General features: G+C 68.0%; 19 protein-coding genes and 1 pseudogene. 12 read left to right on the top strand and 8 right to left on the bottom strand.

Annotated features, from left to right (window positions below; translation table 11 throughout):
• Nucleotides 1-114: 114 nt before the first annotated feature.
• Nucleotides 115-819: an SDR family oxidoreductase gene (locus DJ82_RS04325; protein WP_094524687.1), complete on the bottom strand. Its 705-nt coding sequence runs from the start codon at nucleotides 817-819 to the stop codon at nucleotides 115-117.
• A gap of 150 nt (nucleotides 820-969) precedes the next feature.
• Here DJ82_RS04325 and DJ82_RS04320 point away from each other — a divergent pair, with 150 nt between their 5' ends.
• From DJ82_RS04320 to DJ82_RS04295, 6 genes and pseudogenes are all read left to right on the top strand, one after another.
• Entirely contained in the window at nucleotides 970-2,469 is a 1,500-nt protein-coding gene (locus tag DJ82_RS04320; RefSeq protein ID WP_094527404.1) for an NAD(P)/FAD-dependent oxidoreductase, read from the top strand.
• Nucleotides 2,418-3,107, top strand: a pseudogene (locus tag DJ82_RS04315) (prenyltransferase); the annotation flags it as partial. The gene DJ82_RS04320 and the pseudogene DJ82_RS04315, both read left to right, overlap by 52 nt.
• A 372-nt stretch (nucleotides 3,108-3,479) precedes the next feature.
• Nucleotides 3,480-4,271, top strand: coding sequence for a bisanhydrobacterioruberin hydratase (gene cruF / locus DJ82_RS04310; RefSeq protein WP_094581145.1), 792 nt, complete (start codon nucleotides 3,480-3,482; stop codon nucleotides 4,269-4,271).
• A gap of 97 nt (nucleotides 4,272-4,368) precedes the next feature.
• Nucleotides 4,369-4,926: a diadenylate cyclase gene (locus tag DJ82_RS04305; protein WP_094581142.1), complete on the top strand. Its 558-nt coding sequence runs from the start codon at nucleotides 4,369-4,371 to the stop codon at nucleotides 4,924-4,926.
• A gap of 1,232 nt (nucleotides 4,927-6,158) precedes the next feature.
• Nucleotides 6,159-7,334, top strand: a complete 1,176-nt coding sequence (locus tag DJ82_RS04300) for an alpha-D-ribose 1-methylphosphonate 5-triphosphate diphosphatase (RefSeq protein WP_094581144.1) — start codon at nucleotides 6,159-6,161, stop codon at nucleotides 7,332-7,334.
• Between the two features lie 171 nt (nucleotides 7,335-7,505).
• Nucleotides 7,506-8,777: a glycosyltransferase family 4 protein gene (locus DJ82_RS04295; RefSeq protein ID WP_094524682.1), complete on the top strand. Its 1,272-nt coding sequence runs from the start codon at nucleotides 7,506-7,508 to the stop codon at nucleotides 8,775-8,777.
• Between the two features lie 158 nt (nucleotides 8,778-8,935).
• On the opposite strand, the gene DJ82_RS04290 is transcribed toward DJ82_RS04295, so the two are convergent.
• Entirely contained in the window at nucleotides 8,936-9,892 is a 957-nt protein-coding gene (locus DJ82_RS04290) for a phosphoadenosine phosphosulfate reductase family protein (RefSeq protein WP_094581141.1), read from the bottom strand.
• A 59-nt stretch (nucleotides 9,893-9,951) separates the two neighbouring features.
• Complete coding sequence (locus tag DJ82_RS04285) at nucleotides 9,952-11,820, bottom strand: PAS domain-containing protein (RefSeq protein ID WP_158217276.1); 1,869 nt, start codon at nucleotides 11,818-11,820, stop codon at nucleotides 9,952-9,954.
• Between the two features lie 395 nt (nucleotides 11,821-12,215).
• Between DJ82_RS04285 and DJ82_RS04280 the strand changes: the two genes are divergently transcribed.
• Nucleotides 12,216-12,401 carry a DUF1328 family protein gene (locus DJ82_RS04280; protein WP_094525779.1) on the top strand — a complete coding sequence of 62 codons (186 nt, stop codon included), beginning with the start codon at nucleotides 12,216-12,218 and terminating at the stop codon, nucleotides 12,399-12,401.
• A 453-nt stretch (nucleotides 12,402-12,854) separates the two neighbouring features.
• Here the strand turns inward: DJ82_RS04280 and DJ82_RS04275 are convergent, their stop codons facing one another.
• Both DJ82_RS04275 and DJ82_RS04270 read right to left on the bottom strand, forming a co-directional pair.
• Complete coding sequence (locus tag DJ82_RS04275; RefSeq protein ID WP_094581139.1) at nucleotides 12,855-13,733, bottom strand: hypothetical protein; 879 nt, start codon at nucleotides 13,731-13,733, stop codon at nucleotides 12,855-12,857.
• Between the two features lie 222 nt (nucleotides 13,734-13,955).
• Nucleotides 13,956-15,035, bottom strand: coding sequence for a glycosyltransferase family 2 protein (locus DJ82_RS04270; protein ID WP_094581138.1), 1,080 nt, complete (start codon nucleotides 15,033-15,035; stop codon nucleotides 13,956-13,958).
• Nucleotides 15,036-15,375: 340 nt separating this feature from the next.
• On the opposite strand from DJ82_RS04270, the gene DJ82_RS04265 reads away from it, so the two are divergent.
• The 4 genes from DJ82_RS04265 (at nucleotide 15,376) to DJ82_RS04250 (ending at nucleotide 19,058) form a co-directional block, all read left to right on the top strand.
• Complete coding sequence (locus DJ82_RS04265) at nucleotides 15,376-16,209, top strand: LpxD N-terminal domain-containing protein (protein WP_094525776.1); 834 nt, start codon at nucleotides 15,376-15,378, stop codon at nucleotides 16,207-16,209.
• Nucleotides 16,206-16,979, top strand: coding sequence for a hypothetical protein (locus DJ82_RS04260; RefSeq protein ID WP_094581137.1), 774 nt, complete (start codon nucleotides 16,206-16,208; stop codon nucleotides 16,977-16,979). The genes DJ82_RS04265 and DJ82_RS04260 overlap by 4 nt, the downstream gene beginning before the upstream one ends.
• A 140-nt stretch (nucleotides 16,980-17,119) precedes the next feature.
• Nucleotides 17,120-17,308, top strand: a complete 189-nt coding sequence (locus tag DJ82_RS04255) for a hypothetical protein (RefSeq protein ID WP_094581136.1) — start codon at nucleotides 17,120-17,122, stop codon at nucleotides 17,306-17,308.
• A gap of 190 nt (nucleotides 17,309-17,498) precedes the next feature.
• Entirely contained in the window at nucleotides 17,499-19,058 is a 1,560-nt protein-coding gene (locus tag DJ82_RS04250; RefSeq protein ID WP_094581135.1) for an alkaline phosphatase family protein, read from the top strand.
• Between the two features lie 168 nt (nucleotides 19,059-19,226).
• Here the strand turns inward: DJ82_RS04250 and DJ82_RS04245 are convergent, their stop codons facing one another.
• The gene (locus DJ82_RS04245; RefSeq protein WP_094525772.1) at nucleotides 19,227-19,541 is read right to left on the bottom strand and encodes a helix-turn-helix transcriptional regulator; all 315 of its coding nucleotides are present in this window, start codon (nucleotides 19,539-19,541) and stop codon (nucleotides 19,227-19,229) included.
• A 122-nt stretch (nucleotides 19,542-19,663) separates the two neighbouring features.
• A complete protein-coding gene (locus DJ82_RS04240) occupies nucleotides 19,664-20,830 on the bottom strand; it encodes a helix-turn-helix domain-containing protein (protein ID WP_094581134.1) in 1,167 nt (388 codons plus the stop codon).
• 765 nt (nucleotides 20,831-21,595) lie between these two features.
• Between DJ82_RS04240 and DJ82_RS04235 the strand changes: the two genes are divergently transcribed.
• A complete protein-coding gene (locus tag DJ82_RS04235; RefSeq protein WP_094525770.1) occupies nucleotides 21,596-21,901 on the top strand; it encodes a GYD domain-containing protein in 306 nt (101 codons plus the stop codon).
• Between the two features lie 165 nt (nucleotides 21,902-22,066).
• Here DJ82_RS04235 and DJ82_RS04230 read toward each other — a convergent pair whose 3' ends face one another.
• Nucleotides 22,067-22,729 carry a hypothetical protein gene (locus DJ82_RS04230; RefSeq protein ID WP_094581133.1) on the bottom strand — a complete coding sequence of 221 codons (663 nt, stop codon included), beginning with the start codon at nucleotides 22,727-22,729 and terminating at the stop codon, nucleotides 22,067-22,069.
• Nucleotides 22,730-23,183 lie beyond the last annotated feature (454 nt).

Genomic DNA, 23,183 nt, shown 5'->3' with positions numbered 1-23,183 from the left:
TAAGCGAGCGGCTGGGGCTTCGGAGGTGTTCATCGCCGATCCGTCAGCGACTATTTATAAGCGAGCGGCTGGGGCTTCGGAGGTGTTCTCCGCCGATCCGAACTCGATCGAGTCCTATCGCGTCGCCGACTTCCACTCGCGCAGCCCCAGTCGCTCGCCGTTCAGCTCCTCGGCGGGCGCCTCGGTGGCCGCCCAGACGAACAGCGGCGCGACGCTCTCGGGGTCGCGAGCGCGCTCCATGCCGGTGAGGTCGGTGGCGACGAGTCCCGGGTCGACGACGCCGACCGTCGCGTCGAGGTCGGCCGCGAACCCGCGCGCGACCGCCTCGGCCGCCGCCTTCGAGACCGCGTACGCGCCCATCCCGGCCTTCGACTCGTGGGCGACCGACCCCGAGGGGACGATCACCCGCGCGTCGTCGGCGAGGTGCGGGACCGCCTCGCCGATCGTCGCGAAGGCGCCGCGGGCGTTGGTGCGCATGGTGTCGTCGTAGTCGGCGTACGAGACCTCGTCCGTCGGGCTCTCGCCGGGGCCGCCGTGAAAGACGGCGGCGTTCGCGAGCACGACGTCGATCGGTCCCCCCTCGCGGGCGGCCCGCTGGAAGAAGCGCTCGAGGTCGAACTCGTCGCGGACGTCGACGCGCTCGCCCCACGCCTCGCCGGCGGCGCCCTCCCCGTCGCCGTTCAGCTCCGCGACGGTCCGATCGACCGCGTCGCCGTCGCGGCCGGAGACGGCGACGAACGCCCCCGCCTCGACGAACGCCTCGGCAACCGCCCGCCCGATCCCGCTCGTTGCGCCGGTGATCGCGACCGTCGGATCCATATGCGAATCGGTAGGGGCGTCGGCGACTTAGGCGTACCCACTCGCCGCGTCGGATCGGCGGCCGTCGGCGGCGGAGCCGAGACGGGCGGAGCGGGGGACCGCCGCCGCGTCTGGCCGGTATTTATACCGCCGCCGCCCCTACGATCTAACATGGACGTGGCCCCGGACATCGACGCCGTGGCCGGCGAATCCGTCGTCGTGATCGGCGGTGGATTCGGCGGTCTCTCGACAGCCTGTTACCTCGCGGACGCCGGCGCGGACGTGACCCTCTTGGAGAAGAACGAACAGCTCGGCGGGCGCGCGAGCCGACTGGAAACCGACGGGTTCCGCTTCGACATGGGCCCCTCGTGGTACCTGATGCCGGACGTGTTCGAGCGCTTCTTCGGCCACTTCGGCCGCTCGCCCGACGAGTTCTACGAGTTAGAGCGGCTCGACCCCCACTACCGCGTGTTCTGGAAGGACGGCGACAAGGTCGACGTGCTCCCGGACCGCGAGGCGAACCGGGAGCTGTTCGAGGAGTACGAACCCGGCGCGGGCGAGGCGTTCGAGGCGTACTTAGCGGAGTCGGAGCGGACGTACAACATCGGGATGGAGCACTTCGTCTACGAGGACCGGCCGCGCCTCCGCGACTACGTCGACAAGGACGTGCTCCGGTACTCGTGGGGGCTCTCGCTTTTGGGCAAGATGCAGGGACACGTGGAGGACTACTTCGACCACCCGAAGCTCCAGCAGCTGATGCAGTACACCCTCGTCTTCCTCGGCGGCTCGCCGTACAACACCCCGGCGCTGTACAACCTGATGAGCCACGTGGACTACAACATGGGCGTCTACTACCCCGAGGGCGGGATCGGCGCCGTCGTCGACGGGATCGTCGAGCTCGGCGACGACCTCGGCGTGGAGTACGTCACCGACGCCGAGGTGACGGGGATCGAGGGGCGCCGCGGCGCGTTCGCGGTCGACACCGCCGACGGCGAGCGCTACCTCTCGGACCTGGTCGTCTCCGACGCCGACTACGCGCACACCGAACAGGAACTGCTCCCGCCGCGCAAGCGGCAGTACACCGAGGCGTACTGGGAGTCGCGGACGTACGCCCCCTCCGCGTTCCTGTTGTACCTCGGCGTCGAGGGCGACGTGCCGAACCTCGAACACCACACGCTGGTGCTGCCGACGGCGTGGGACGGTCACTTCGAGCAGATCTTCGACGACCCGGCGTGGCCCGACGACCCCGCCTACTACCTCTGCGTGCCCTCTGAGACCGACGACACGGTGGCGCCCGAGGGGCACAGCAACCTCTTCGCCTTGGTCCCCGTCGCGCCCGGGCTCGAGGACACGCCCGAACTGCGCGAGGAGTACCGCGACCTCGTGTTGGACGATATCGCCGAGAACACCGGAACGGAACTCCGCGACCGGATCGTCGTCGAGGAGACGTTCAGCGTCGACGACTTCGCCGACCGGTACAACAGCTATCAGGGGAGCGCGCTCGGCCTGGCGCACACCCTGCGACAGACCTCGCTGCTCCGGCCGTCCCACGAGTCCGACGCGGTCGACGGGCTCTACTTCACGGGGTCGACGACGACGCCCGGCATCGGCGTCCCGATGTGTCTCATCAGCGGACAGATAACGGCGGAGACGGTCTCGAAGACGGCGTGAGGAAAGCCGTGACCGACACAGCGACCGACTCCGGCCGGCAGGCGTTCGCCGAGGACCTCCGGTACCTGCTGGTGTTGTCGCGGCCGCGCTTCTGGCTGTACCTCGCGGGCCCCGTCGCGGTCGGCGTCACGTACGGTATCGGCGACGTGAGCGAGCTGTTCACGCCGACGACCGTCGCGCTGGCGGCGTACTTCCTCGTCCCCGCGAACGTCTTCCTCTACGGCGTCAACGACGCGTTCGACGCCGACATCGACGAGCTGAACCCGAAGAAGGAGGACCGCGAGGCGCGCTGGCGTGGGAGCCGGCTCGTCGCGGTCGCGGTGCTCGCGTCGGCGCTCGCGGGGCTCGCCACCTTCGCGCTCGCGCCGCGGGTCGCGTGGCCGTACCTCGCCGGGTTCCTCCTGCTGTCGGTGGGGTACAGCGCCCCGCCGGTGCGGTTCAAGACGACGCCGTTCCTCGACTCCGTCTCGAACGGCCTGTACATCCTCCCCGGCGCGGCCGCGTACGCGACCGTCGCCGGGGTCCACCCCCCGCTCGCGGCGCTCGCGGGCGCGTGGCTCTGGACGATGGGGATGCACACGTTCTCCGCGATCCCCGACATCGAACCGGACCGGGCCGCGGGATCCAGGACGACGGCGACGCTGCTCGGCGAGGGAGGACGTTACCAGCCTACTGCTTCGGCGTGCTGGGCCGTCGCCGGCGGCCGCCCGTCGCTCGGTCGACTCCGGCTCGGGCGCTGCTCGCGTGTATCGGTTTGTGGCGTGGGTCGCCGTCCTCGTCATGGTTGTCGGTCGACCGCGCTACTGGGTGGTTCCCGGCGCTGGACACCGCCGTCGGCACCCTGCTGGCGAATGGGGCGGGCTGTGGCGCGTACTACCCGATCACGGAGGTGGTCGCGTGAGCGACCGGACTGGGAATCGGCGGGTCCGCCGAGGTCGGCCGAGTCGGCCGCGTCCGGCGTCGACGCGCTCCGAGCGCGGCTACCCGACACGCGCCGCGAGGCGGAGCGCCTGCTCGACCGGACCGTCCGCGAGAACCGGTTCACCATCGCCGTGCTGTTTCCGCTCGTCGGCGCGCTCGCCCTGGTCGGCAGCGCGGAGGGATGGGTGCCGGAGCCGTTCGCCTTCCACCCGTGGTTCGTGCTGTTCGGGGTGTTGGTGATGCGCTCGCCGCTCGTCGTCGGGGTGTTGCCCGCGCTCGACCGCCGCGCGCTCGGGTGGATCGGCGTCCTGACCGCGTACACTTACGCGATCGAACTGGTCGGCGTCGCCACGGGGTGGCCGTACGGAAACTTCGAGTACGTCGTGGACCTCGGGCCGATGCTCGGCGGCGTGCCGGTCGCGCTCCCGGTCTTTTTCATCCCGCTCGTGGTCAACGCGTACCTGCTCTGTCTCCTCCTCTTGGGCCCGCGGGCCTCGAACGGCTGGCTCCGGCTGGCGACCGTGATCGCCGCGGTCGTCGCGATGGACGTGGTGCTCGACCCCGGCGCGGTCGCGCTCGGCTTCTGGAGCTTCGGCGGCGGGAGCTTCTACGGCGTCCCGCTCTCGAACTACGCCGGCTGGGTGGTGTCCGCGACGGTCGCGGTCGTCACGCTCGACCGCGCGTTCGCGGGGACGACGCTCCGCGACCGCCTGCGCGACTGCGAGTTCATGCTCGACGACATGGTGAGCTTCGTGATCCTCTGGGGCGGGATCAACCTCTGGTACGGGAACCCCCTCCCGGCCGCCGTCGCCGCCGCGTTCGGCGTCGGACTCCTCCGAGCGGACCGGTTCGACGCGCGGCTGTTCACCCCGTGGGAGTGACTCCCCGACCCGACTCGGTATCGCTTATATACGTCCCCCTCCTTTCCGGTGATATGAGCGTTCAGGAGAGTCGCGCGCGGCCCGGCGAGGAGGCGGAATGAGTCGGCTAACGATCGAGTACGGCGCTCACGAGCGCGTCAGCGAGGTCGTCGACCGGCTGACGTACTGCGCCGAGCACATCAGCGTCGCGTTCGACGGGTGGGAGGAGCCGCACGTCAAGGGACCGGGACTGTACTTCGCGGTCGTCGCCGACCGCGGCTACGGCGCGTACGCCGACGCGATGGGGGACAACCGCTGGCCCCGGGAGGACTGCGCGTCGGTCTTCGACGAGGACGCGTTCGTCGACGCCGCCGGGACGGTGAGCGTCGAACGGGACGGGGGGATCGTCGTCGCCGTCGACGGCGAGGTCGAGGAGCAGATGGTTCGCTTCCGCGACCTCGGCACCCGGAGCGGCGAGTCCATGCTCGTCGACGACGTGAGCTACGAGCCGTGGATGGGGTCGCGGCACATGAGCGCGATCGAGACCTCGGTCCGGCCGGAGGTCGTGGCGACGGTGACGCTGAGCGAGGAGACGGGGCGCGTGAGCGTCTTCCGCGACGGCGATGCGACGTCGATGCGGCGCAACGAGATCGGCGGCGAGTGGCGCGCCGAGTAGGCGCCGGACGGAGATTTCGGTGTCGTCGACCGCGTTTCTACCCCCGAGCCCGGACGTCGTTCAGGTCGGGAGCCGACGGCGAGGCGGCGGGACCTCCGAGTGCCCGCGTCCGGGAGTTTTCCTCCGACGGAAACGGAGACCCATCGAGCCGGACGTCGCGGTGCGATCGGAGACGCGGCGCGGGCTGTCGAAGTTCGGTGTCCCCGCCGCTGTACCGCACTACTTTCGCTCATGCAGATATCATCGACTCCTTATAAATCTGGGTTCGTGCGGTCATTCGACCGCTTGCGGCCCGACTCGGAGAGCCGGTCGACGGCCCGCGGATCGAACGGGTCCGTACCACGTCGCAGTCGACGGAACCCCCAGTCGGATCGACGACCCGCGCGACCGGTCTGACGCAACCGTCGGTTCGCGACCGATGAAATCGCTCTCGTTCGGCCGCGTCCGCCGAGGGTACGGATTCTCGACGGCGATGGCGCTCACAGAGTTGCGATGGCGCTTACAGAGTTGCGATCGCGCCTGCAGAGTTGGGATCGCGCCCGCAGAGTTGGGATCGCGCTTGCAGCGGTCCGCGGGGAACCGCGGGTGGCCACTGCGACTCGCCTCGCGGTGGAGTCCCGTGGGCCCACGTTGCGCGTCACCGAACCGGACTCCGATTCCGAGGCGAGATGCGGCCGGACCGAAACGGAAATAAATATAATAAAAGTGATAGTATATAGAATATACCAGTTTTTATACTATTGTAACGCCGATCCGACGGTCGTCGAAACGGCGTCGCGATACGCGACCCTCGTCGCAGTCCGGTCGACCCGGACAGCGCCGCCGTCGACGGCGGCGAGGTCGAAAGGGCGTCGCCCGGCCGATCCGTGCGGTCGCATCGCAAGCCCAATCGGTCGAGTCGCCCGCCGGGCACCGGCTTCCGAACGGGTCATCGGCTTCCGAAGGGGGGTCGCGTGTGGGCGATGCAGATTCTCGGATTCCTCGGGGTCGGTGGTCTCGACTCGTGCAGACCGTTCGCAACGGGGCGGAGGCGCCGTCGGAGACGAGTCGGGAGTTGCCTCGGAGAACACCCGTGAAGACCCGTCTGCGTCGCGTTTTAGCCCTCCGATAGCCGAGTTCCGCCGACTTCCGCGGCTCTGAACGAGTGATTAATAAAGATAGCGCCGGCCCAGAGTTCGGCTCATGTGCCGACGGACAGAACGGGCGCTCGCGCCGGCCGACGGGTGGCGGAGATGACCGATCCCGTCGAGATCCGGAACGGTTCGATCGTGACGCCGCACGGGGTCATCGAGGGCGGACGCGTCGTCCTCGCGGACCGTCGCGTCGCCGAAGTGGGCGACGCCGGGACGGAACCGATCCCCGAGGCGACGACGGTCGACGCCGATGGGAACGTGGTGATGCCCGGGCTCGTCGACCTCCACGGGGACGACGTCGAGGACGAGTTGTATCCGCGATCCGGCGCGCGCGTCGACGCGCGGGAGGCCGTGATCGCCGCCGACCGCAGGAACGCCGCTGCCGGGATCACGACGAAGTTCCACGCGATCGCGTTCGAGGAGACGCCGTCGGAGGACCGCTCGATCGCCGACGCGACCGACCTGGTGGGGGCGATCGCCGGCGCGGAGGAGACGCTATGCGACAACCGGATCCACGCGCGGTGCGAGCTCTCGGAGGAGAGCGTCGGAGCCGTCGAATCGCTCCTCGAGGCGGTCCCCGTCGATCTCGTGTCGGTGATGCATCACTCCCCGGACGGCGGACAGTTCGACGACGAGGAGTTCAGCGACCACTACGTCGAGCAGCGGGACTGCACGCGGGAGTCGGCCGCGACGCTCGCGGTCCGACGCCGAAACACCTCGACCCGGCAGCGCATCGAGTTCATCGGCCGGGTGGCCGCCCTCGCCCGCGACCGGGGAGTACCGCTCGCGTCCCACGACGACGACTCGCCCGAGGCGGTCGACAGAATGGCCGCGATGGGCGCGTCGATCAGCGAGTTCCCGGTGACGCTGGAGGCGGCGGCGCGAGCGACGTCGGAACACGGCGTCGCGACGACGATGGGCGCTCCAAATCTCGTTCGCGGCGGGAGCCTCTGGGGGAACCTGAACGCGCGGGAGGCCGTCGACGCCGGCGTCGTCGACGCCCTCTGCACGGACTACCACCCGCAGTCGCTGCTGAAGGCCGCGTTCGTCGACACCGGCGAACCGCTGGCGACCCGAGTCGCCCGAGTCACGGTCAACCCCGCGGAAGCCGTCGGGCTCTACGACCGCGGCCGACTTCGGAGGGGCGCCCGTGCCGACGTGCTCGTCGTCGATCCCGACCCGACCCCGACCGTCGAACGCGTCTACGTCGGCGGGCGGGAGGCGGTACGGACGACCCGCCCAGACGACGCCCGCGAACGCGTCCCGACCGCCTGAGGCGCGTCATCGCCGCCGTCGTTCGGTACGGCCGTGAGTCGTCGCGGCCGCGGTTCGTCGCGACTGACGGTCCGACCCGTCGAGAGGCGGCGCCGGCGCCCGAGCTGAACGGAGAGGACGGACCCCGATTACTCTCCAGATAAATATCCCCAACAGAACGCCAGTAGGCACATGACCGAACCGAATCTCGACGTCGGGTTCGTCCCCGTCGAGTGCCCGGGACAGGGGAAGACCGGGGCCGCGAACACGTCCTCCCTGTTGATCGAGACGCTGTCGCACCGGCACGACCTGACCGTCTACGTGGTCACACAGCAGGAGGCGCGGCGGGCGGACCTCCCGGCGCGGGACCGCGTCGAGTACGTCGTCCAAGACGATCTCTCGATGCTGCCGCACCCGATCGCGACGAAACAGGATGCGCTGCGCTCGAAACGAACCGAACTCGAGGCTCACGACCTCGTGCACTCCTACTCGTCGGCGTTCATTCCCACGCTCGCGACGCTCGACTGCCCGACGCTCGCGACTCTCAACTCCTATCTCGCCGTGTGTCCGACCGCCAGCTTCCGATACCACGGCCGGGAGAGCTGTTCGGGTCCGGGACCGCTGAAGTGCGCCGGCTGCGTGCCGGCGACCGCGATCAACCGACGGAACGGGGCGGAGTCGGAGGCGAAGGCCGCCTACCTCGCGGCCGGTCGGGCGCCGCTGGTGAAAGAGTCGATCGAGCGGTGCGACGAGGTCACGGCCTATCAGGCGCTCGCTCCTCACCTCCGCGACGACTACGTCGGCGTCGGGTTCGATCGGGACCGGATCCGCGTCATCCCGCACTTCTACGACGAGCGGTTCTGCGCCGAGCCGCCGGAGACGAAGCCCGCTCGGCCCCGAGCGACCGCGGAGGATCCGGTCCGACTCCTCTACGCCGGGTCGCTACGACAGATCAAGGGCGTCGACGTCCTCTTTCGGGCGTTACCGGCCCTCTCGGACCGCGGGGTCGAGGCGGAGCTGCACGTGGCCGGCACCGGCCCCCTCGAGGATCGACTTCGAGAGATCGCCGACACCCTCGGCACGGGCGACCGGATCGTCTGGCACGGGTTCCTCGAACGGGAGGAGCTCGCGTCTCAGTACCGGAAGGCGGACGCGTTCGTGTACCCCGGCGTCATCGACGAACCGTTCGGCCGCGTGATGCTGGAGGCGCTCGCCAGCCGGACGCCGATCGTCAGCTCCGACACCGGGAGCATGGCGGCGATCGTCGGCGACGCCGGGGTCCTGTTCGAACCGGGGGACGAGGAACGCCTCGCTGCGGCGGTCGAGCGGCTCATCGCCGAGTATCCCGCGCGGTGCGACGCGATCGGGGACCAGCTCGCGACGTTCGCCCCCGAAACGGTGCTCGAAGAGTTCTGCGACCTCTACCGCGAGACGGTCGAGACGGCCGATAGATCCGGTCGTTGAGCCGGACCGTTCACGGTCGCGGACCGCGTTCCGACGTGCGGTCAGGGCAACCCGCGCGTGCCGTCGCTCGTCGACCCGGCCCTCGCTCGTCGACCCGGCCCTCGCTCGTCGACCCGGCCCTCGCTCGTCGATTCGGCCCCGTTCCGATTCCGTCCGACCTACATGTACCCGAGGTCGCTGAGCCGCTCCATGAGGTCCTCGTCGTCCCGCGTGCCGCCGGTCCGCCCGGTCGTCCCCGCACGCTCCTGTACCCAGGCCGGGGAGTCGTCCTCCTTCTCGGCCGAGACGGCGCTCCCGAGAGACCGGTACCCCTCGAAGTAGCGGCCGGAGACCGGCACGTCTTCGACGTCGACCCCGTCCGGGAGATCGGCCGCGCTTTCGGGGAGGCGTCCCTCCTCCGGGAATTCGGGGACCGTGGCGGGGACGACCTCAGTCCACATCGCCTCCCACACGTCGGCCTCCGTGAACGGGAGGATCGGATGGACGCGGTCGTGCGTCGGGTGCGCGTCGGCCGATCGACTGGCCGAGAAGAACGTCTCGTCGGTCCGGGCCCCCCGTTCGTCCCACCTGACGGCGGAGACGACGCCGTCGACGTCGTGGGTCTCGATCGCGTCGTTCAGCGGCACCGTTTTGAGGAGGTGGTTGCCCACGTAGCCGTCGAGGAGGAACGGGAACGTCTCGCCGTCGTATTTGAGAACGTCCCGGACGTGTCGGCGGTTCGCTTCGTTCAGGTCCGCGACGCCGACCTCGTCACCGGGGTCGGTCGCGTTGGCCGCCACGTCCTCGTTGCGAGCCACGTGGAGGTCGATCCCCCACTCGTCCGCCCATCGCTCCACGAACTCAACGACGTCCGGGAAGTGCTGAAAGTGGTCGAGGAACACCGCCGGCGGTCGGTCGTATCCGCGTCGGTCGGCGACCGCTCGGACGACGTGGAGCGTCAGCGTCGAGTCCGCTCCGCCGGTCCAGACGACCGCCGGGTCGTCGTACGCCTCGAGCGCTCGGTGAGCCACGTCGAACGCCTTGGCCGCCTTGTCGCTGAACGTCGGGTAGTCGGTGGGAAGTTCGTCCGCACCGTCGCCGTAATCGACGTCCGCGTGCTCCGGGGTCCGTGTCATACCGTTCGGTCTCACGCGACCGACCCACATTATGAAGCGGTCCCTAATGTCGGGACCCCTCAGCGCTGCGCGCCGCCGTCGCCGTGGGTCGACGGGTCGACCGATCCGACGGCGTCCGCGGGGACCGCGGCGGCGTCACCCTGCTCGCCGCCGGAAGGAGGGGTTTTCGGGAGCGTGAAGTGGAACACGGAGCCGACCCCCGCCTCCGACTCGACGCCGATGGATCCGCCGTGGCTCTCGACGATCTTCTCGCACGTCGCCAGCCCGATTCCGGACCCCGTCTCGTCGTGGCCGCTGGAGAAGATCTCGAATATCCCCTCCGTTTCCGCCTCGGTCATCCCCCCGTTTTCGTCCGCCACCGCGAACCGGACCATCTCGCCAGCGGGCTCCGCGGTGACGTGTACCTGCGGCCGACCGTCGGCGTGTGTTATCGCGTTCTCCACGAGGTTCTGGAACAGCTGGACGACGAGGGTCCTGTCGGCCGCGACGGTCGGAAGGGAGCCGGCGGTGATCCTCGCTCCGGATTCGGCGATTGTCGACCGGAGGTTCTCGATCACCTCCTCGAACACCGCCTCGGTGTCGACGGCCTCGAAGGACACCTCGCCGCCGCCGCGGGAGTATTCGAGTAGGTCGTCGATCATCGACGACATCCTGGCCGCGCCGTCGATCGCGAACTCGACGTACTCCGACCCGTCGTCGCCGAGCTCGTCTCCGTAGCGGTTTTCGAGGAGCCTGAGAAAGCTCTGGATCGTCCGGAGCGGCTCCTTGAGGTCGTGGGACGCGACGTACGCGAAGCGTTCCAGCTCGGCGTTCGACTCCCGGAGATCGTCGACGACCGACTCGATCTCCGCCTGCATCTCTATTTTCGTGGTGATATCGCGCCCGATGCCGCAGACGTACAGCGGGCGTCCGGCGTCGTCCTCGACGACCGAGGCGGAGAACTGGTACGGGATCGTCTCACCGTCGCTCGTGGCCAATCGAAGTTCGATCGAGTGTTCGCCGTCCGACCGGACCCTCTCGACGGCCTCGACGGCGCGATCGCGATCGCCGCTGTCGAACAGCCGGAACGCGTCCAGTTCACCGAGTTCGACGTCGCTGTAGCCGGTGACCTCGGAGACGGCCTCGTTCCAGTACACGAGCCTGCCGTCGAAATCGACGATGAAGAACAGATCGGCGAGCCGATCGAGGTACTTCCCGGTGAACGCGAACTCCGGTTCGTGGGGCTCTTCGAGCAGCAGATACCGGTCCCCGTCGATCGGACGGATCGTGACTGATCGCGACGATGGGCCGTCGGAGACGACCGTCCGCTGTTTGGCTCCGGTTCGAACCGCGTGCGCCCAGAGCTCCGGCAGATCGGCGGTGAGATCCTCGGGCGGAGCGTCCCGCAGCGAACGCCCGACGACGTCCCCGTCCGGCCCGTCGATACTGTCCGCCATGCGGTCGTTCACCCAGAGGTACGTCCCGTCCCGATCGACGCACGCGATCCCGGTCGCGGACTCCGAGAGGGGGTCGTCGACGGCGTCGTCGGCCGAGGCGGTCGGCCGTGTCGCGGAGACCGCCCCAGACGCGGCGTCGCCGACTGGCTCACCGACGGCGACGAGCGGGCCGTCCGACTCGGGGTCGTCCGGGTCGAACGTCCCGTCGACCAGCGCGGCCAGGTCGTCGTCGAGCGATTCGTGCGCCTCTCGTCGAGAGAGCGTCGTCAGCGACGGGTCGGTGTCCGCCAGTCGAAGCAGTACTCGAACGTCGCGCGTTTCGGTGCCGGAACCGAGCAGTACCCGATCGAACCGGCCGCCGATCAGCCGATCGACCGCGTCGCTCACGCTCGTCGTCGTGAAGGCGTTTGGGCGATCCGCCGGCTCCCGGTCGTTGATAACCCGTCGCAGTCCCTCGGCTTCCGCACCGACGTACAACACCGTTTCGTTCATGTATCCGTGGTATCGTATCAGCTGTCGATCATTACGCGGCCGTGACGGCCCCTTACACGCGAACTTGACTTCGACACGGGACATCGGCACCGTCGTCGGAAAAGCATACCCCTTCCGCGGCGCTCAGGCTCGGCGGTGGAAGGAGTGACATGAAATAGTCATTTATATCGCAGAGCGGGAGCCGGTTGGAGTGCGGTCGGCGGACTCGGGCGACTCTCGATGGGCGGGGGCTTGACGCCGCCGCGCGGCCACGGACTCGACCGCCGCCGATCGGTGCGAATTATCAGACAGATAATCAAGGGCCCGATGGCACAATTCGGATCCATGCGTCAACTACTGACGGCGAGCGGACCGAGACGTCTGGGTGTCGATCGAATCCGGAGGTCGGTTCGTTGATGCAGTACGCCGACTTCGTGGCGTTACAGAGCGGCGGGTTCATCGAGATAGCGCTGCTGTTCTTCGTTCTCGCCGTCCTCGCCGCGGTGGCCGGACTGCGAGGCGTGGCAGGGGTGTCCATGCGCATCGCCAAGATCTTCGTGTTCGTGTTCCTCGTGTTGTTCGTCGCTTCGCTGTTCCTCTGATCTCCCTCTCGCGGCCGCGCTGACGCCTTCACTTTCGTTCTCTCTCTTTCTCTCACCTTTCGTCTCATTCCCTCCCGTTCTCTCACCTTTCATCTCGGAGGGCCGAAACGCCGCCTTCCGCGAGGTCACTCCTCCGTCGCGGAGTCACAGTCGGTCCCGCGAGCGGACGACGGCCGCCGACTCCCGGAGCGGAGCCCGCGATCCCGGCGTTTACCATCCTGATAATAATACTGGTGCCGGCCGTATCGTTCGATGCCGAAGTGGACGGCACTTCCGGCACAGCCGATCGGAGTTGAGTTCCCTGCCACTCCGAAAGGGGGAAGCGTCACAGGATCCGCGCGCAACTGCCGCACCGCCACCCTCCTGCTTTTTGTCCGTAATCCCGTCGCCGGTCCGAAGCGAGAGCCGGGCCGTCGGCGCCCGGGTGCGGACGGGCGGGCGGCGCGTCGCGGCTCACGCCGGCACGTACTCCGTCCAGGAGCACCGCCGGAAGGCGACGTCGTACCCCGTGGTGTCCCGGACCGCGTCGAGACCGTTTCGAAGCTCCGTCCACTCGTCGTCCGTGAGGTCGAGTCGCTGCTGGGTCCCCATCTCCCCGGTGTTCGCCGGATCGTCGTCGTGACAGAGGACGAGGTGGGCGATCTCGTGGAGCGCTAAGCGCGCCTGTTCGCGGGGCGAGTCGCGGTGGCCGACGACGGCCCTGTTCCCGGCGTTCATCCCGTTGACCCACCCGTCGTTCCACCGATCGCGCAACCCGTCGGAGAGGTGGCAGTAGACGCGCCCCACGTGCGGGGGTTCGCGCCGCCCCGGAACGACGACGAGCTGGAAGGCGACGTTTTTCAGGTCCGCCTCGACCTCGCGGGCGTAGAAGCTCTGGGTCGCCCAGAGGATGCTGTGCACGTCGTTCCCGTACGACTCGAGGAACCGCCGTTCGTCGATCCGGTCCGGGTGGTCGAGCCACTGCATGTGGATGCCGTTGTCGCGGAACAGCGCCTCCAGACGACGCTTGACGGAGTCGTCTACCGCCGCGGTTCCGACGTATCTCGCGTCGACGAGGAAGTCCGTCCGGCCGACCTCCAGCCCCTCGAACGAGTCGGCGCCGAAGCGGTCGACGAGACGCTCGTGGAACGCCTCCGACCGCTTCAGTTCGTCCGGGATCCCGTCGCCGCCGCTGTGTTCGGACGCCCGGTCGCGCCGGTACGCTCCGACGCCGCCGGCGGCCGCGGCCCCGACGCCGCCGAGCAGGGTCGCGCCGGTTCCGCCGAGCGGAGCGAGCACCGACCGCCGCGACCGGCTCTCGTTCTCGCCTTCGGGCCGCGGTTGGTCTGCCATCGTGTTCTCGCATCGACGGACGCCTCACTCCTATATAAAAAATCACTGACCTGACAGTAACCGAGATACTTACCGCCGCTTAACCGGTCGGAAGCGCGGCGCGAAGGAGTTCTCAGACCGACGGCTTCGGGACGGTCGGCGGCGCGAGGGCGACGCCGATCAGCGCGTTCGACACCGATCAGCGCGTTCGACGCCGGGCGAGTTCCCGCGATATGACGGCGCTCACTCGTCGTTTCGGCCGTCCTCCGCCGTCGCTCCGATCTCTTGGAGGTCCCGGTTCTCGTCCAGGTCGAACACCATGGCGAGCAGCATGAACAGCCACCCGAGCGCGAACAGGACCCTCCCGTCTCCTCTGGACGGTCCGTCCCTCAGCGCGTCGGCTTCGACCGACGCGGCCCCCAGCGCGGACGTCCCGGCCCCGAGGTAATAACACAACGCGAGGGGGTGGAAGTCGCGCTGGAGGTATTTCACTCGCAGTCGCCAGAGGAACCCTCGCAACAGCAGGATCGACAGTTTCGGGATGAAAGAGGTGTACGAGATGTGGCTGGTTTCGTCCTCGTAGACGGCCCGTCGGGGGACGTCGGCGACCCGCATCTCGTGGACGTTGAGACGGATGAGCAGGTCGTTGACGAAGCCGTAATCCTCGTACAGTTCGTCGATTTCGAGCGTTTCGAGCGCCGACAGAGAGATCGCCGTCGACCCGTTCTGCGGGTCGTTCACCTTCCAGTAGCCGCTCGCGATCCGGGTCAGCAGCGCGAGCGTCGCGTCGCCGATCTGCCGGAACGCTGGCATCTCCTCGCGCGTCAGCATTCTGTTCCCCTTGGCGTAGTCGACCCGACCCGCCGCGACGGGCTCGACGATGCGCTCGACGACGTCCGGGGCCGTTTGCCCGTCGCCGGCGATCACGACCGTGATGTCCGTCCCGTCGGCGACCGATCGCTTGTATCCCGTCTTGATCGCTCCGCCGACGCCTCTGTTCCGTTCGTGCTGCAACGGGACGACCGTCGGGGATCCCCCGTCCTCGCCGTCGACGGCGGCGGCGCGGCCGCCGGCCTCGTCGCGAGCGCCGGACTCTTCGGCCGCGACGTCGGAGCCGTCGACGTCGCCGTTTCGGGCGGAGGGATCGACCGGGACCCCGCCGTCGGCGCGGGCCTGAATCGCGCTCCACGTGTCGTCGGTCGAAGCGTCGTCGACGACGTACGCGCGATCGACGTACGTCGGAAGCGTTTCGATGACCTCGCCGATGAACGGTTCCTCGTTGTAGACGGGGATGACGGCGGCGACGGTGTGTCCCTCGTACATTCTCTGGTACGTCGGTCTGCGGCGGTTCGCGGCTTTATTATGAGACCGATATGCCGCTCTCACGTCCGCGAGCACTCCGGTTTATCGGCCGTTCGATCCGCTCTCGCGACATTAACCGCGCGATAAGGAAATGGGAGCGACTCGATGGCCAAGCCGAGACCATGAGCGACCATCAGGAGACAGTGGGTGCCGATCCGTCCGTCTCGCAGGCACTCGGGTTACCGTCGCCCGCGCCGGGGTCGGTGCCCGCGTGCGGACGCGTCCGCACGCTGAGGGGCCCGTCGCCGATCGTCGGGTGCCGATCGGCCGATCAGCGCTCCGCGTTCGAGGGCCGTCCGGGATGACCGATTCACAGCGGATAGCCCGTCACGTCGACGCCAAGCACGTCGGACCGCCCGTCTCCGTCACGGGGGTCGACTCGCTCGCGACCGCGAACGAGGGCGACCTCGCCTTCTGCGTGTACGACGACGCCAGATACGTCCGTGAAACGGACGCTGGCGCCGTTCTCTGCCCCCAGACCGTCGGTGCGGTCGCGGGGACGACGCAGCTGGTCACCGACGAGCCACGGACGGCGTTCGCGGTCGCGGCGAACGAGTTTCTCGCCGAGGAACCGCTCGACCGAGACGGCGTCCATCCGACGGCGTCGGTCCACGACGACGCGGAGATCGGCGACCGGGTGCGGATCGGCCCTCACGCCGCGATCGGCGCCAACGTCCGCGTCGGCGACGACTGCTCGATTCGGGCGGGAGCGAGCGTCGGGTGCCCCGGCTTCGGGTTCGGGCGCGACGACGAGGGGGTGCCTCGAAGGTTACCCCACCGCGGTCGCGTCCGGATCGAGGACGGCGCCGAAATCGGGGCGAACGCGACAGTCGACCGCGCGGTGTTCGACGAGACCGTCATCGGTCGGAACGCCAAACTGAGCGCCAACGTGCACGTCGCCCATCAGGTCCGGATCGGCCAGAACGTCACGGTGGCGTACGGAACCGGCTTCTCCGGTCGGGTGACGGTCGGGGACGGGGCGGTGATCCAGCCGCACGTGGCCGTGGCGACGGGAGTGGACATCGGCTCCGGGGCCGAGGTCGGCATCAACTCGACGGTCCTCGACGACGTTCCGGCCGGGGAGACGGTCGTCGGGTCTCCCGCCCGGAACCGCTCGAAGGTGAGCGCCGAATGAGCAGTTCCCAAACGCCCGCGCTCGACGGCGTCGAGTTCACCTACGACTGGTACGAGCGCGCGCTGGTGTGGCTGTCGGACCACGGGTACGAATCGTCGTCCTTCGAGGGCGACGTCGGAGACGGTGACCTCCTGCTTCGTCACGACGTCGACCTCTCGCCGAGGAAGGCGCTGGAGATCGGTCGGATAGAGGCCGACCTCGGGTTCCGATCGACGTACTTCTTTCTCGTGTCGAATCCGCTGTACAACGTCTTCGACGCCGTCTGTCGCGCGGTGATCGACGAGATCGACGCGCTGGGCCACGACGTCGGCGTTCACTTCAGCACCCATCAGCACTGGTCGCGCCGACCGTCGCCAGAGGAGCTCCGAGAGCGGGTGACCTCGGAGCGGTCGGCGCTGTCGCTCGCTGCCGAGAACGTGTGCGATCCGGTGTCGTTCCACTGTCCGCCCGAGTGGGTGATCGACCGGACGTTCGACCGACTGGCGACCACGTACGAGCCGCGGTTCTTCTCCGAGGCGACGTACGTGGCCGACTCCGGACAGCGCTGGCGCGAGAGCCACCCGTTCGACACGCGGCTGTCGGAGCGGGTACAGCTCCTCACGCACCCCGGGCTGTGGGGCGAGACGGACCTGCCGTACACCGAGCGGGTGACGTCCAGCATCGACGAAAACGTCGGCTACGCCGAGCGGTTGCTCACCGACCAGCACCTCCGCGAGAAGTTCGACCCCCCGGTCGAGCTTCCCGAGAGGGAGCCGGCGGCCGATCGCTGATCCCATCCGTTCGACGACGGTCCAGCCGGCGTGACGGGCCACGAGGCGGTTCCACGTCGTCGTGTTGCCGTTCGTCGACCGTTTCGGCGTGGATACTCTGTGGATAATTAAAGGCGCCCGTGCCGATCCGTCTCAATGCGATGATCCGACGACCGAGCCCGACGACGGAGTACGGGGCGATCGATACCGTCGCCGAGATCCTGGCGAACGACGACGCGCCGGACGAGTGCATCATCTTCCGTCACTTCCCCGAGACGGACGCGTCGGGAGAAACGGTGTGGGTCTCGGCTCGGGGCGACTCGTTCGTCTCGCTCGACGAGGTGCGGTGAGCGGGTACGGAACGCGGGGTTCAACGGGCCCTCGGTGCGGCCGCTTACCTGCCGCATAAGCAAGTGGACGCCACCGGTGGTGATCGACATATGAGGAGAACAGACGCCGCGTCGGCCTCGACCTCTCGCGAAACGTCGTGTCGCGGTCGGCTCCGAGCGACGAGACGGCGACGAGCGCACCGGTGACACGATGAAGGCGTTGATCATCGGCGTCGACGCCGGCTGTGGCCCCGTCTTCGACGACCTCCGTGAGACGAACAGCATCCCCAACATCAGCGCGCTCGCCGCGGAGGGGCTCTCCACCGAGTTGGAATCGCAGATCCCGCCGTGGACGCCGAGCGCGTGGCCGTCGATATACACCGGATCGAACCCCGGAAAGCACGGCGTGTACGGATTCGTCACGTTCGACGGCTACGACTGGGAGGTCTCGACGGCCGACCACGTCCGAGCGCGGACGCTCTGGGAACTGCTCGACGACCACGGTCGATCGAGCGTCGTCGTCAACGCGCCGGTGACCTATCCGCCGGCCGACATCGACGGGGCGATCGTCCCGGGGTTCATGGCGCCGGAAGAGCCGCGGTGCCACCCGGAAGGGCTCTTCGAGGAACTCGTCGACGAGATCGGAGAGTACCGGGTGTACCCGCGCTACTCCCGCGACGACGAACGGCGCTCGGACGAGGAGAAGATCGACGAGTACCGCCGACTCGCGCGGATGCGGGGCGACGCGTTCAGATACCTCGCCGACCGGTTCGACCCGGATCTGGGGTTCGTCCAGTTCCAGAAGACGGACACGGTGTTTCACGAGTTCGAAGGGGATCCGGAGCACGTCCGCCGCATCTACGAGGAGACCGACGAACAGATCGGCGCGATCCTCGACGCCTGCGACCCGGACTGCGTGTTCCTGGTGAGCGATCACGGGATCGGACAGTACGAGAACTTCGAGTTCAGAGTGAACGAGTTCCTCCGCGACCGCGGGTTCCTCAACGTCTCCGAAGGGGGGAAGGGGATGCCGTCGTGGAACCCGATCCGGAACCAGCTCAGGGACGGCGACGCCGACCGGTCGTGGGACCCCGGTCTCGCGGGGCGGCTCGCCCGCGGCGCCAGCCGCGTCGGTGTCGACCCCCGAGCCCTCCTCGACCGGCTCGAGCACGTGGGTATGGCCGACGCCGTCCGCCGGCACGTCCCCGACGGCGTCGTCCGGGCGACGAGCAAGCAGGTCGACTTCGAGGCGTCGACGGCGTACATGCGCGCGCGAACCGAACTCGGCGTCCGGATCAACCTGGAGGGGCGGGAGCCGGACGGCGTCGTCGCTGGGGAGGAGTACGAGGCGGTCAGAACGGAGCTGATGGACCAGCTCAACGACGTGCAGACGCCCGACGGGAAGCCCGTCTTCGAGGAGGTGGCCCCCAGAGAGCGGTACTTCAGCGGGCCGTTCGCTGAGGACGCGGTCGACATCGTCACTGTCCCGCGGGACTTCTCCGAGTTCCTGTCGGCGCAGCTCCTCGGAGACCAGTTCGGCCCACCGACCGAGCCCTGGAACCACAAGCTCGAGGGGGTCCTGATCGCCGCGGGAGACGGCGTTGCGCCCGACGCGGCGGTCAACAACGCACACATTTTCGACGTCGCTCCCACGGTCATGGCGGCGATGGGCGTCCCGTACAGCGACCGGATGGACGGGACGGTGCTCCCGATGGTGTCGGACACCGGAACCGCTCCGTATCCCGCTGTGGACGGGACGACGCTACCGTAGCCGCTGGCCGTCGCCGCAGGCCGTGGCCGCTCGCCGTCGCCGCAAACTGTGGCCGCTCGCCGTCCGGGTCGTGGCCGCTCGCCGTCGCCGCAAGCTGTGGCCGCTCGCCGTCCGGGTCGTGGCCGCTCGCCGTCGCCGCGGGTTGAGGGTCGATCGCCGGAACCGCCGTCACTGCCGTTCGGGGAGCGACCTGATCCCGGTTTTTATCCCGTCTGGGACGTTCGAAAGCTCCCACTCGATCCGCGATTTGAGCTGCTGTTTCCCCCGCTCCGTGAGCATGTACTTGTTCGTTCTGTGGTCGTGACTACCCTTCTCCACGAGGCCCTTCTCGACGAGTGCATCGAGGTTCGGGTAGAGCCGGCCGTGCAGGACGTCCGACCCGTAGTACCGCTCGACGGCCTCTTTCACTTCGACCCCCTTCGGCTCCTCCAACCCGAAGGTCGTGAACAGGAGATCGCGTTGAAACGCGGTCAAGTCCATCATCCGTACTCGTCGTACGCGGGTCAGGCATTTACTTCGTCGACATCGTTACGGAACTTAGAACCCACGTAAGCGACCGCGACGCCGAAACGCCGCGAGCCGCTTCGGCCGTTCCGGTCGGATCGCTACTCCTGTTGGTCCGAGAGCTCGAGGCCGTCGACGTCGGACTGGAGATCCACGACGTTCTCGCGACCGATCCTGACGCGTTTGACGACCTCCTCCTCCTCTAAGTCCGACAGCACGCGGCTCACTTTCGCCTTCGACCACTCCGTCGACTCGATGATCTCGCTCTGTCGCATTCGCCCGTCGTTACGCTTGAGCAGCCGACAGACGACCTCCTCGTTCGTCAGGATCGACTGGTCGATCGGCGACGGATCCCCGCCGGTCGTCTCGTCGCCGGAGTCCCGATCCGGCCCGGGGCCGTCGGTGCCCGAGCCGTCGGACTGGCCGCTCGCGCCCGCTCCTCCGCCTCCGTATCTACGGACCGCCATCACGCCCACCCAGCCGATCGCTATCAGACCGAGGAGCACCGCGGCCAGAATCCGGTGGAGCAGGTACGGCTCGGTCGGATCGAGTCCCAACCGAACGAGCGTCGCGTCGTTGACGCCGTCGCCCGTCGTGTCGCGGACCAGCGGGTTCGTTCCGTACTTCTTCACCTCCTCCCAGTCGGTCAGTCCGTTGTCCGACGTGTCGGGGGTCGTGATGTCCGTCCCGTGTTTGAACTCCTCCGCGTTCGTCAGTCCGTCGCCGGTGAGATCGCCCTCCTTCTCGATCACCCTCACCTGAAGGGTCGCTTCGTCGACGACGTCGTTCTCGTCGAGGCCCGGGTCGGACAGCTCCATGAGGACGGTGTGATTCCCGGTCGCGTTACTCGGCCAGGAGTCAGTGGAGAGGCGGACGGTTCGGGTGGAGTCGGCGGAGAGTTCGACCTCCACGCAGTCGAACGAGACCGACGAGTCATCGCCCTCTCTGAACCCCCGTCCACAGAGATCGAACGACCCGCTGTCGTTGCCGGACGCGACGGTGACGTTCAATCGGAGCCCCTCCTCCTGCCAGACGAACGGGGGGCCCGGGTGGTCGTCGATCGTCTCGTACTGCGACTCGATGTAACCGTCGCCCTCGAGCGTCACGTTCTGGATCACGGCACCGCCAGAGTCGGTCTGGGCAGGTCCCGAGGTCGCGCCCTCAGCCAGCGACGCCTGACCGACCCCGGCCATCGCGCCCGAGCACACCAGCGCGACGAAAACGAGGCAAACGACGGCGGTTCGGCCGATCTCGCCAGTCTCGCTCATGATCTCAGGCCCCGCGGCCCGCGGCGGACGATCGGCGCCGCCCCCTGCTCGCACGACCTGTGAACGGGGCTCTCAGTCGCGAGGCAATCGGTCGGAGCCGCCGAGCGCTCGGTCGGAGCCGCCGGGCGTTCGGCGGCGACTCGGGCATGAGACGGAGCGGGGACGATGCGTATTCACGTGTGGCCATCGGGGTGATTTTGAGAGGTCTCCAGAACACACTTTCTCGTTGATTTGAGGTAGTTCGTTGTGCCTAAATTAATGTTTCCCTCGGAGATACCGTCGCGCACCGTCGCGGGACGACTCGGACGAGCGCGAAACCGACCGTCGTCGAACGCGACGCGACCGCCCGCCGTCCGCGGGCCGTGACCGAACCCGTCGTGAGCGACGCGGAGTGCCGGGAGCGCGGAAGCGCGGAGAGAGGCGGGAACGGAGGTGACGTCGCCTCTGAGAGTGTCGCAGACTTCGTTCGTTTCAGAAAGTCCCATTCGGGCGAGAATCGTCGCCCGTCTGTATTATTATGACGCTCCTCAGGCGACCGGCCGCGGCTCGGGACGCGGCCCGAAGCCCGTTACGTATGACGTAAGGCTCGGGCTCCCACGGACGGGCCCTCTGACGGTCAGTGAACCTCGGAAGCCGAGTGGGCGCTCGTCGCACCGGGCCGCGGCTGCGACGCTCTCGCGTCAGAAGCGGTCGCTCGGGACCGAGGCGGGCGGTGAGGGAGTTAACGGCCTCATAACTTAGCCTCGGGACCGTCGAGATGAGGCGATGCCACACCAGAACGAGTTCACGGAGTACGCGCTCCTCGCGGACATCCGGACGACGGACGTGCAGAACCCCCAAGAGCTCGCCGCGATCTGGGGACCAATACGGCAGGAGTGTACGGACGTCGGTGCCGAGGTCACGCACTCGTACGCGGTCCTCGGCGAACACGACTTCCTCGTCTTGCTGGACGCGCCGAGCCGGGACGTCTGTTTCAAGGCCTCGCTGATCATGGAGCGGCACGGCCTCGACGTCCAGTCGATGGAGGTGGTCCCGACAGAGGCGTTCGGTGAACTCGTCGAGGACCTCTGAGTCGGAGCGGCGACTGGCACGGAGCGTCGCATCGGACACCGCCGTTCGGTCCGCTCGCCGCGTCCGGTCGCTCCCGCGAAACAAAGAGTCGTCGTCGCTCGGCGCGTGTCGGTCGCCGTTCAGTTCTTGTCCGGTGTCGATCTCTGCGCGGTTCTCGGTCGCCCTTCAGTTCTCGGCGGATGACGGAACGAGTTCGGAGCGGTACGCGTACGCGACCGTGCCGACGAATATCGCGAGCACGACGGTCGCGACGGAGAGTCCCGAGAGCAGCGGCGTCAGTAGCCCGGCCCAGCCGGCGGCCACTAGGAGCCCGGCGCCGCCCGCGGTCTTGAGGAACGTCTCGCGCCGCTCGTTTTCCGCCGAGGTCGCGGCCGTCGCGGCCGGTGCGCTCTCGGTCGATGGCTCCGGGTTCAGGTACCGCTGTACCCGGTCGAGCCGCGGCCGAGGCTCGACGTAGCCTCGCGGTTTGTTGTAGTCGATGAGCCCCAAGTCGTCCAGCTTCGGGAGGTGAGACTGGTACAGCGCGATGTACACGCGCTGGCGTTGGTCCGAGTGCAGCCGCTGTACCGTCGTGTCGTTCTCCCACGCCGCGATCTGAACGGCCATGTCCCGCATCTCGATGACGTCGTCGACGTCGTCCAAGTAGCGGAGGACGTTCCGCCGACGCTCGTTCTGTAGGACGTGAAACACGTCGTCTAATTCGAGCGGTTCCGTGTCGGAACCGGCGTCCTCGATACCCGGAAGCGAGTCGACGGACACGTCGTCGTCGGTCTCTTGGTCCGGTTCCGAGGGTGTCGGTTCGCCGTCTGATTTAGATGCTGCTTTCATCTCTGTCTCGACCTCAACTGGATACAATTATCTACAGATAGAAAAAAGGGAGATACATTTGTGGAGGATTACGCCATCTTACTCACCTTTTCACCGAGTTTCAGTCAACTCGATAAGGTTGCGCAGCCGATTCGTCTCACGAACACGTACGCGGAGATATATTGTCGAGACCGGACGGAGTCGTCACGTCCCGCGATTTTGTTCCGAACAGTATCGACCGTCTATCATTACAGTAGTAGCGGCGTAATCCCACGCGGTATCTGGCGGTTGGGATCGGCCTAAGCCACGGACCGGCGGCCCGCCTCTCGGGTCGGCGATAGGTCGGGCGCCGGCCCCGGACCGGGACCGGCGTAATGCCGGTGTCCGCCCGTGCCGGGGAGCGTGCGGGCGAGTGGGGACATGCGGGCCGACCGGGGCGCGTGCGGGCGACAGGGGCGCGTGCGGGCCGACCGGA

It is taken from the genome of Halorubrum sp. Ib24 (assembly GCF_002252745.1).
Classification (GTDB): Archaea; Halobacteriota; Halobacteria; order Halobacteriales; family Haloferacaceae; genus Halorubrum.
The sequence above is the reverse complement of the archived record's forward strand: the minus strand, read 5'-3'. Positions and strand labels throughout refer to the sequence as shown.

Coding starts and splice junctions, on each gene's coding strand:
- DJ82_RS04325 (WP_094524687.1), bottom strand. CDS start 819: ATGGATCCGACGGTCGCGATCACCGGCGCAACGAGCGGGATCGGGCGG.
- DJ82_RS04320 (WP_094527404.1), top strand. CDS start 970: ATGGACGTGGCCCCGGACATCGACGCCGTGGCCGGCGAATCCGTCGTC.
- DJ82_RS04305 (WP_094581142.1), top strand. CDS start 4,369: ATGAGTCGGCTAACGATCGAGTACGGCGCTCACGAGCGCGTCAGCGAG.
- DJ82_RS04300 (WP_094581144.1), top strand. CDS start 6,159: ATGACCGATCCCGTCGAGATCCGGAACGGTTCGATCGTGACGCCGCAC.
- DJ82_RS04295 (WP_094524682.1), top strand. CDS start 7,506: ATGACCGAACCGAATCTCGACGTCGGGTTCGTCCCCGTCGAGTGCCCG.
- DJ82_RS04290 (WP_094581141.1), bottom strand. CDS start 9,892: ATGACACGGACCCCGGAGCACGCGGACGTCGATTACGGCGACGGTGCG.
- DJ82_RS04285 (WP_158217276.1), bottom strand. CDS start 11,820: ATGAACGAAACGGTGTTGTACGTCGGTGCGGAAGCCGAGGGACTGCGA.
- DJ82_RS04280 (WP_094525779.1), top strand. CDS start 12,216: ATGCAGTACGCCGACTTCGTGGCGTTACAGAGCGGCGGGTTCATCGAG.
- DJ82_RS04275 (WP_094581139.1), bottom strand. CDS start 13,733: ATGGCAGACCAACCGCGGCCCGAAGGCGAGAACGAGAGCCGGTCGCGG.
- DJ82_RS04270 (WP_094581138.1), bottom strand. CDS start 15,035: ATGTACGAGGGACACACCGTCGCCGCCGTCATCCCCGTCTACAACGAG.
- DJ82_RS04265 (WP_094525776.1), top strand. CDS start 15,376: ATGACCGATTCACAGCGGATAGCCCGTCACGTCGACGCCAAGCACGTC.
- DJ82_RS04260 (WP_094581137.1), top strand. CDS start 16,206: ATGAGCAGTTCCCAAACGCCCGCGCTCGACGGCGTCGAGTTCACCTAC.
- DJ82_RS04255 (WP_094581136.1), top strand. CDS start 17,120: ATGATCCGACGACCGAGCCCGACGACGGAGTACGGGGCGATCGATACC.
- DJ82_RS04250 (WP_094581135.1), top strand. CDS start 17,499: ATGAAGGCGTTGATCATCGGCGTCGACGCCGGCTGTGGCCCCGTCTTC.
- DJ82_RS04245 (WP_094525772.1), bottom strand. CDS start 19,541: ATGATGGACTTGACCGCGTTTCAACGCGATCTCCTGTTCACGACCTTC.
- DJ82_RS04240 (WP_094581134.1), bottom strand. CDS start 20,830: ATGAGCGAGACTGGCGAGATCGGCCGAACCGCCGTCGTTTGCCTCGTT.
- DJ82_RS04235 (WP_094525770.1), top strand. CDS start 21,596: ATGCCACACCAGAACGAGTTCACGGAGTACGCGCTCCTCGCGGACATC.
- DJ82_RS04230 (WP_094581133.1), bottom strand. CDS start 22,729: ATGAAAGCAGCATCTAAATCAGACGGCGAACCGACACCCTCGGAACCG.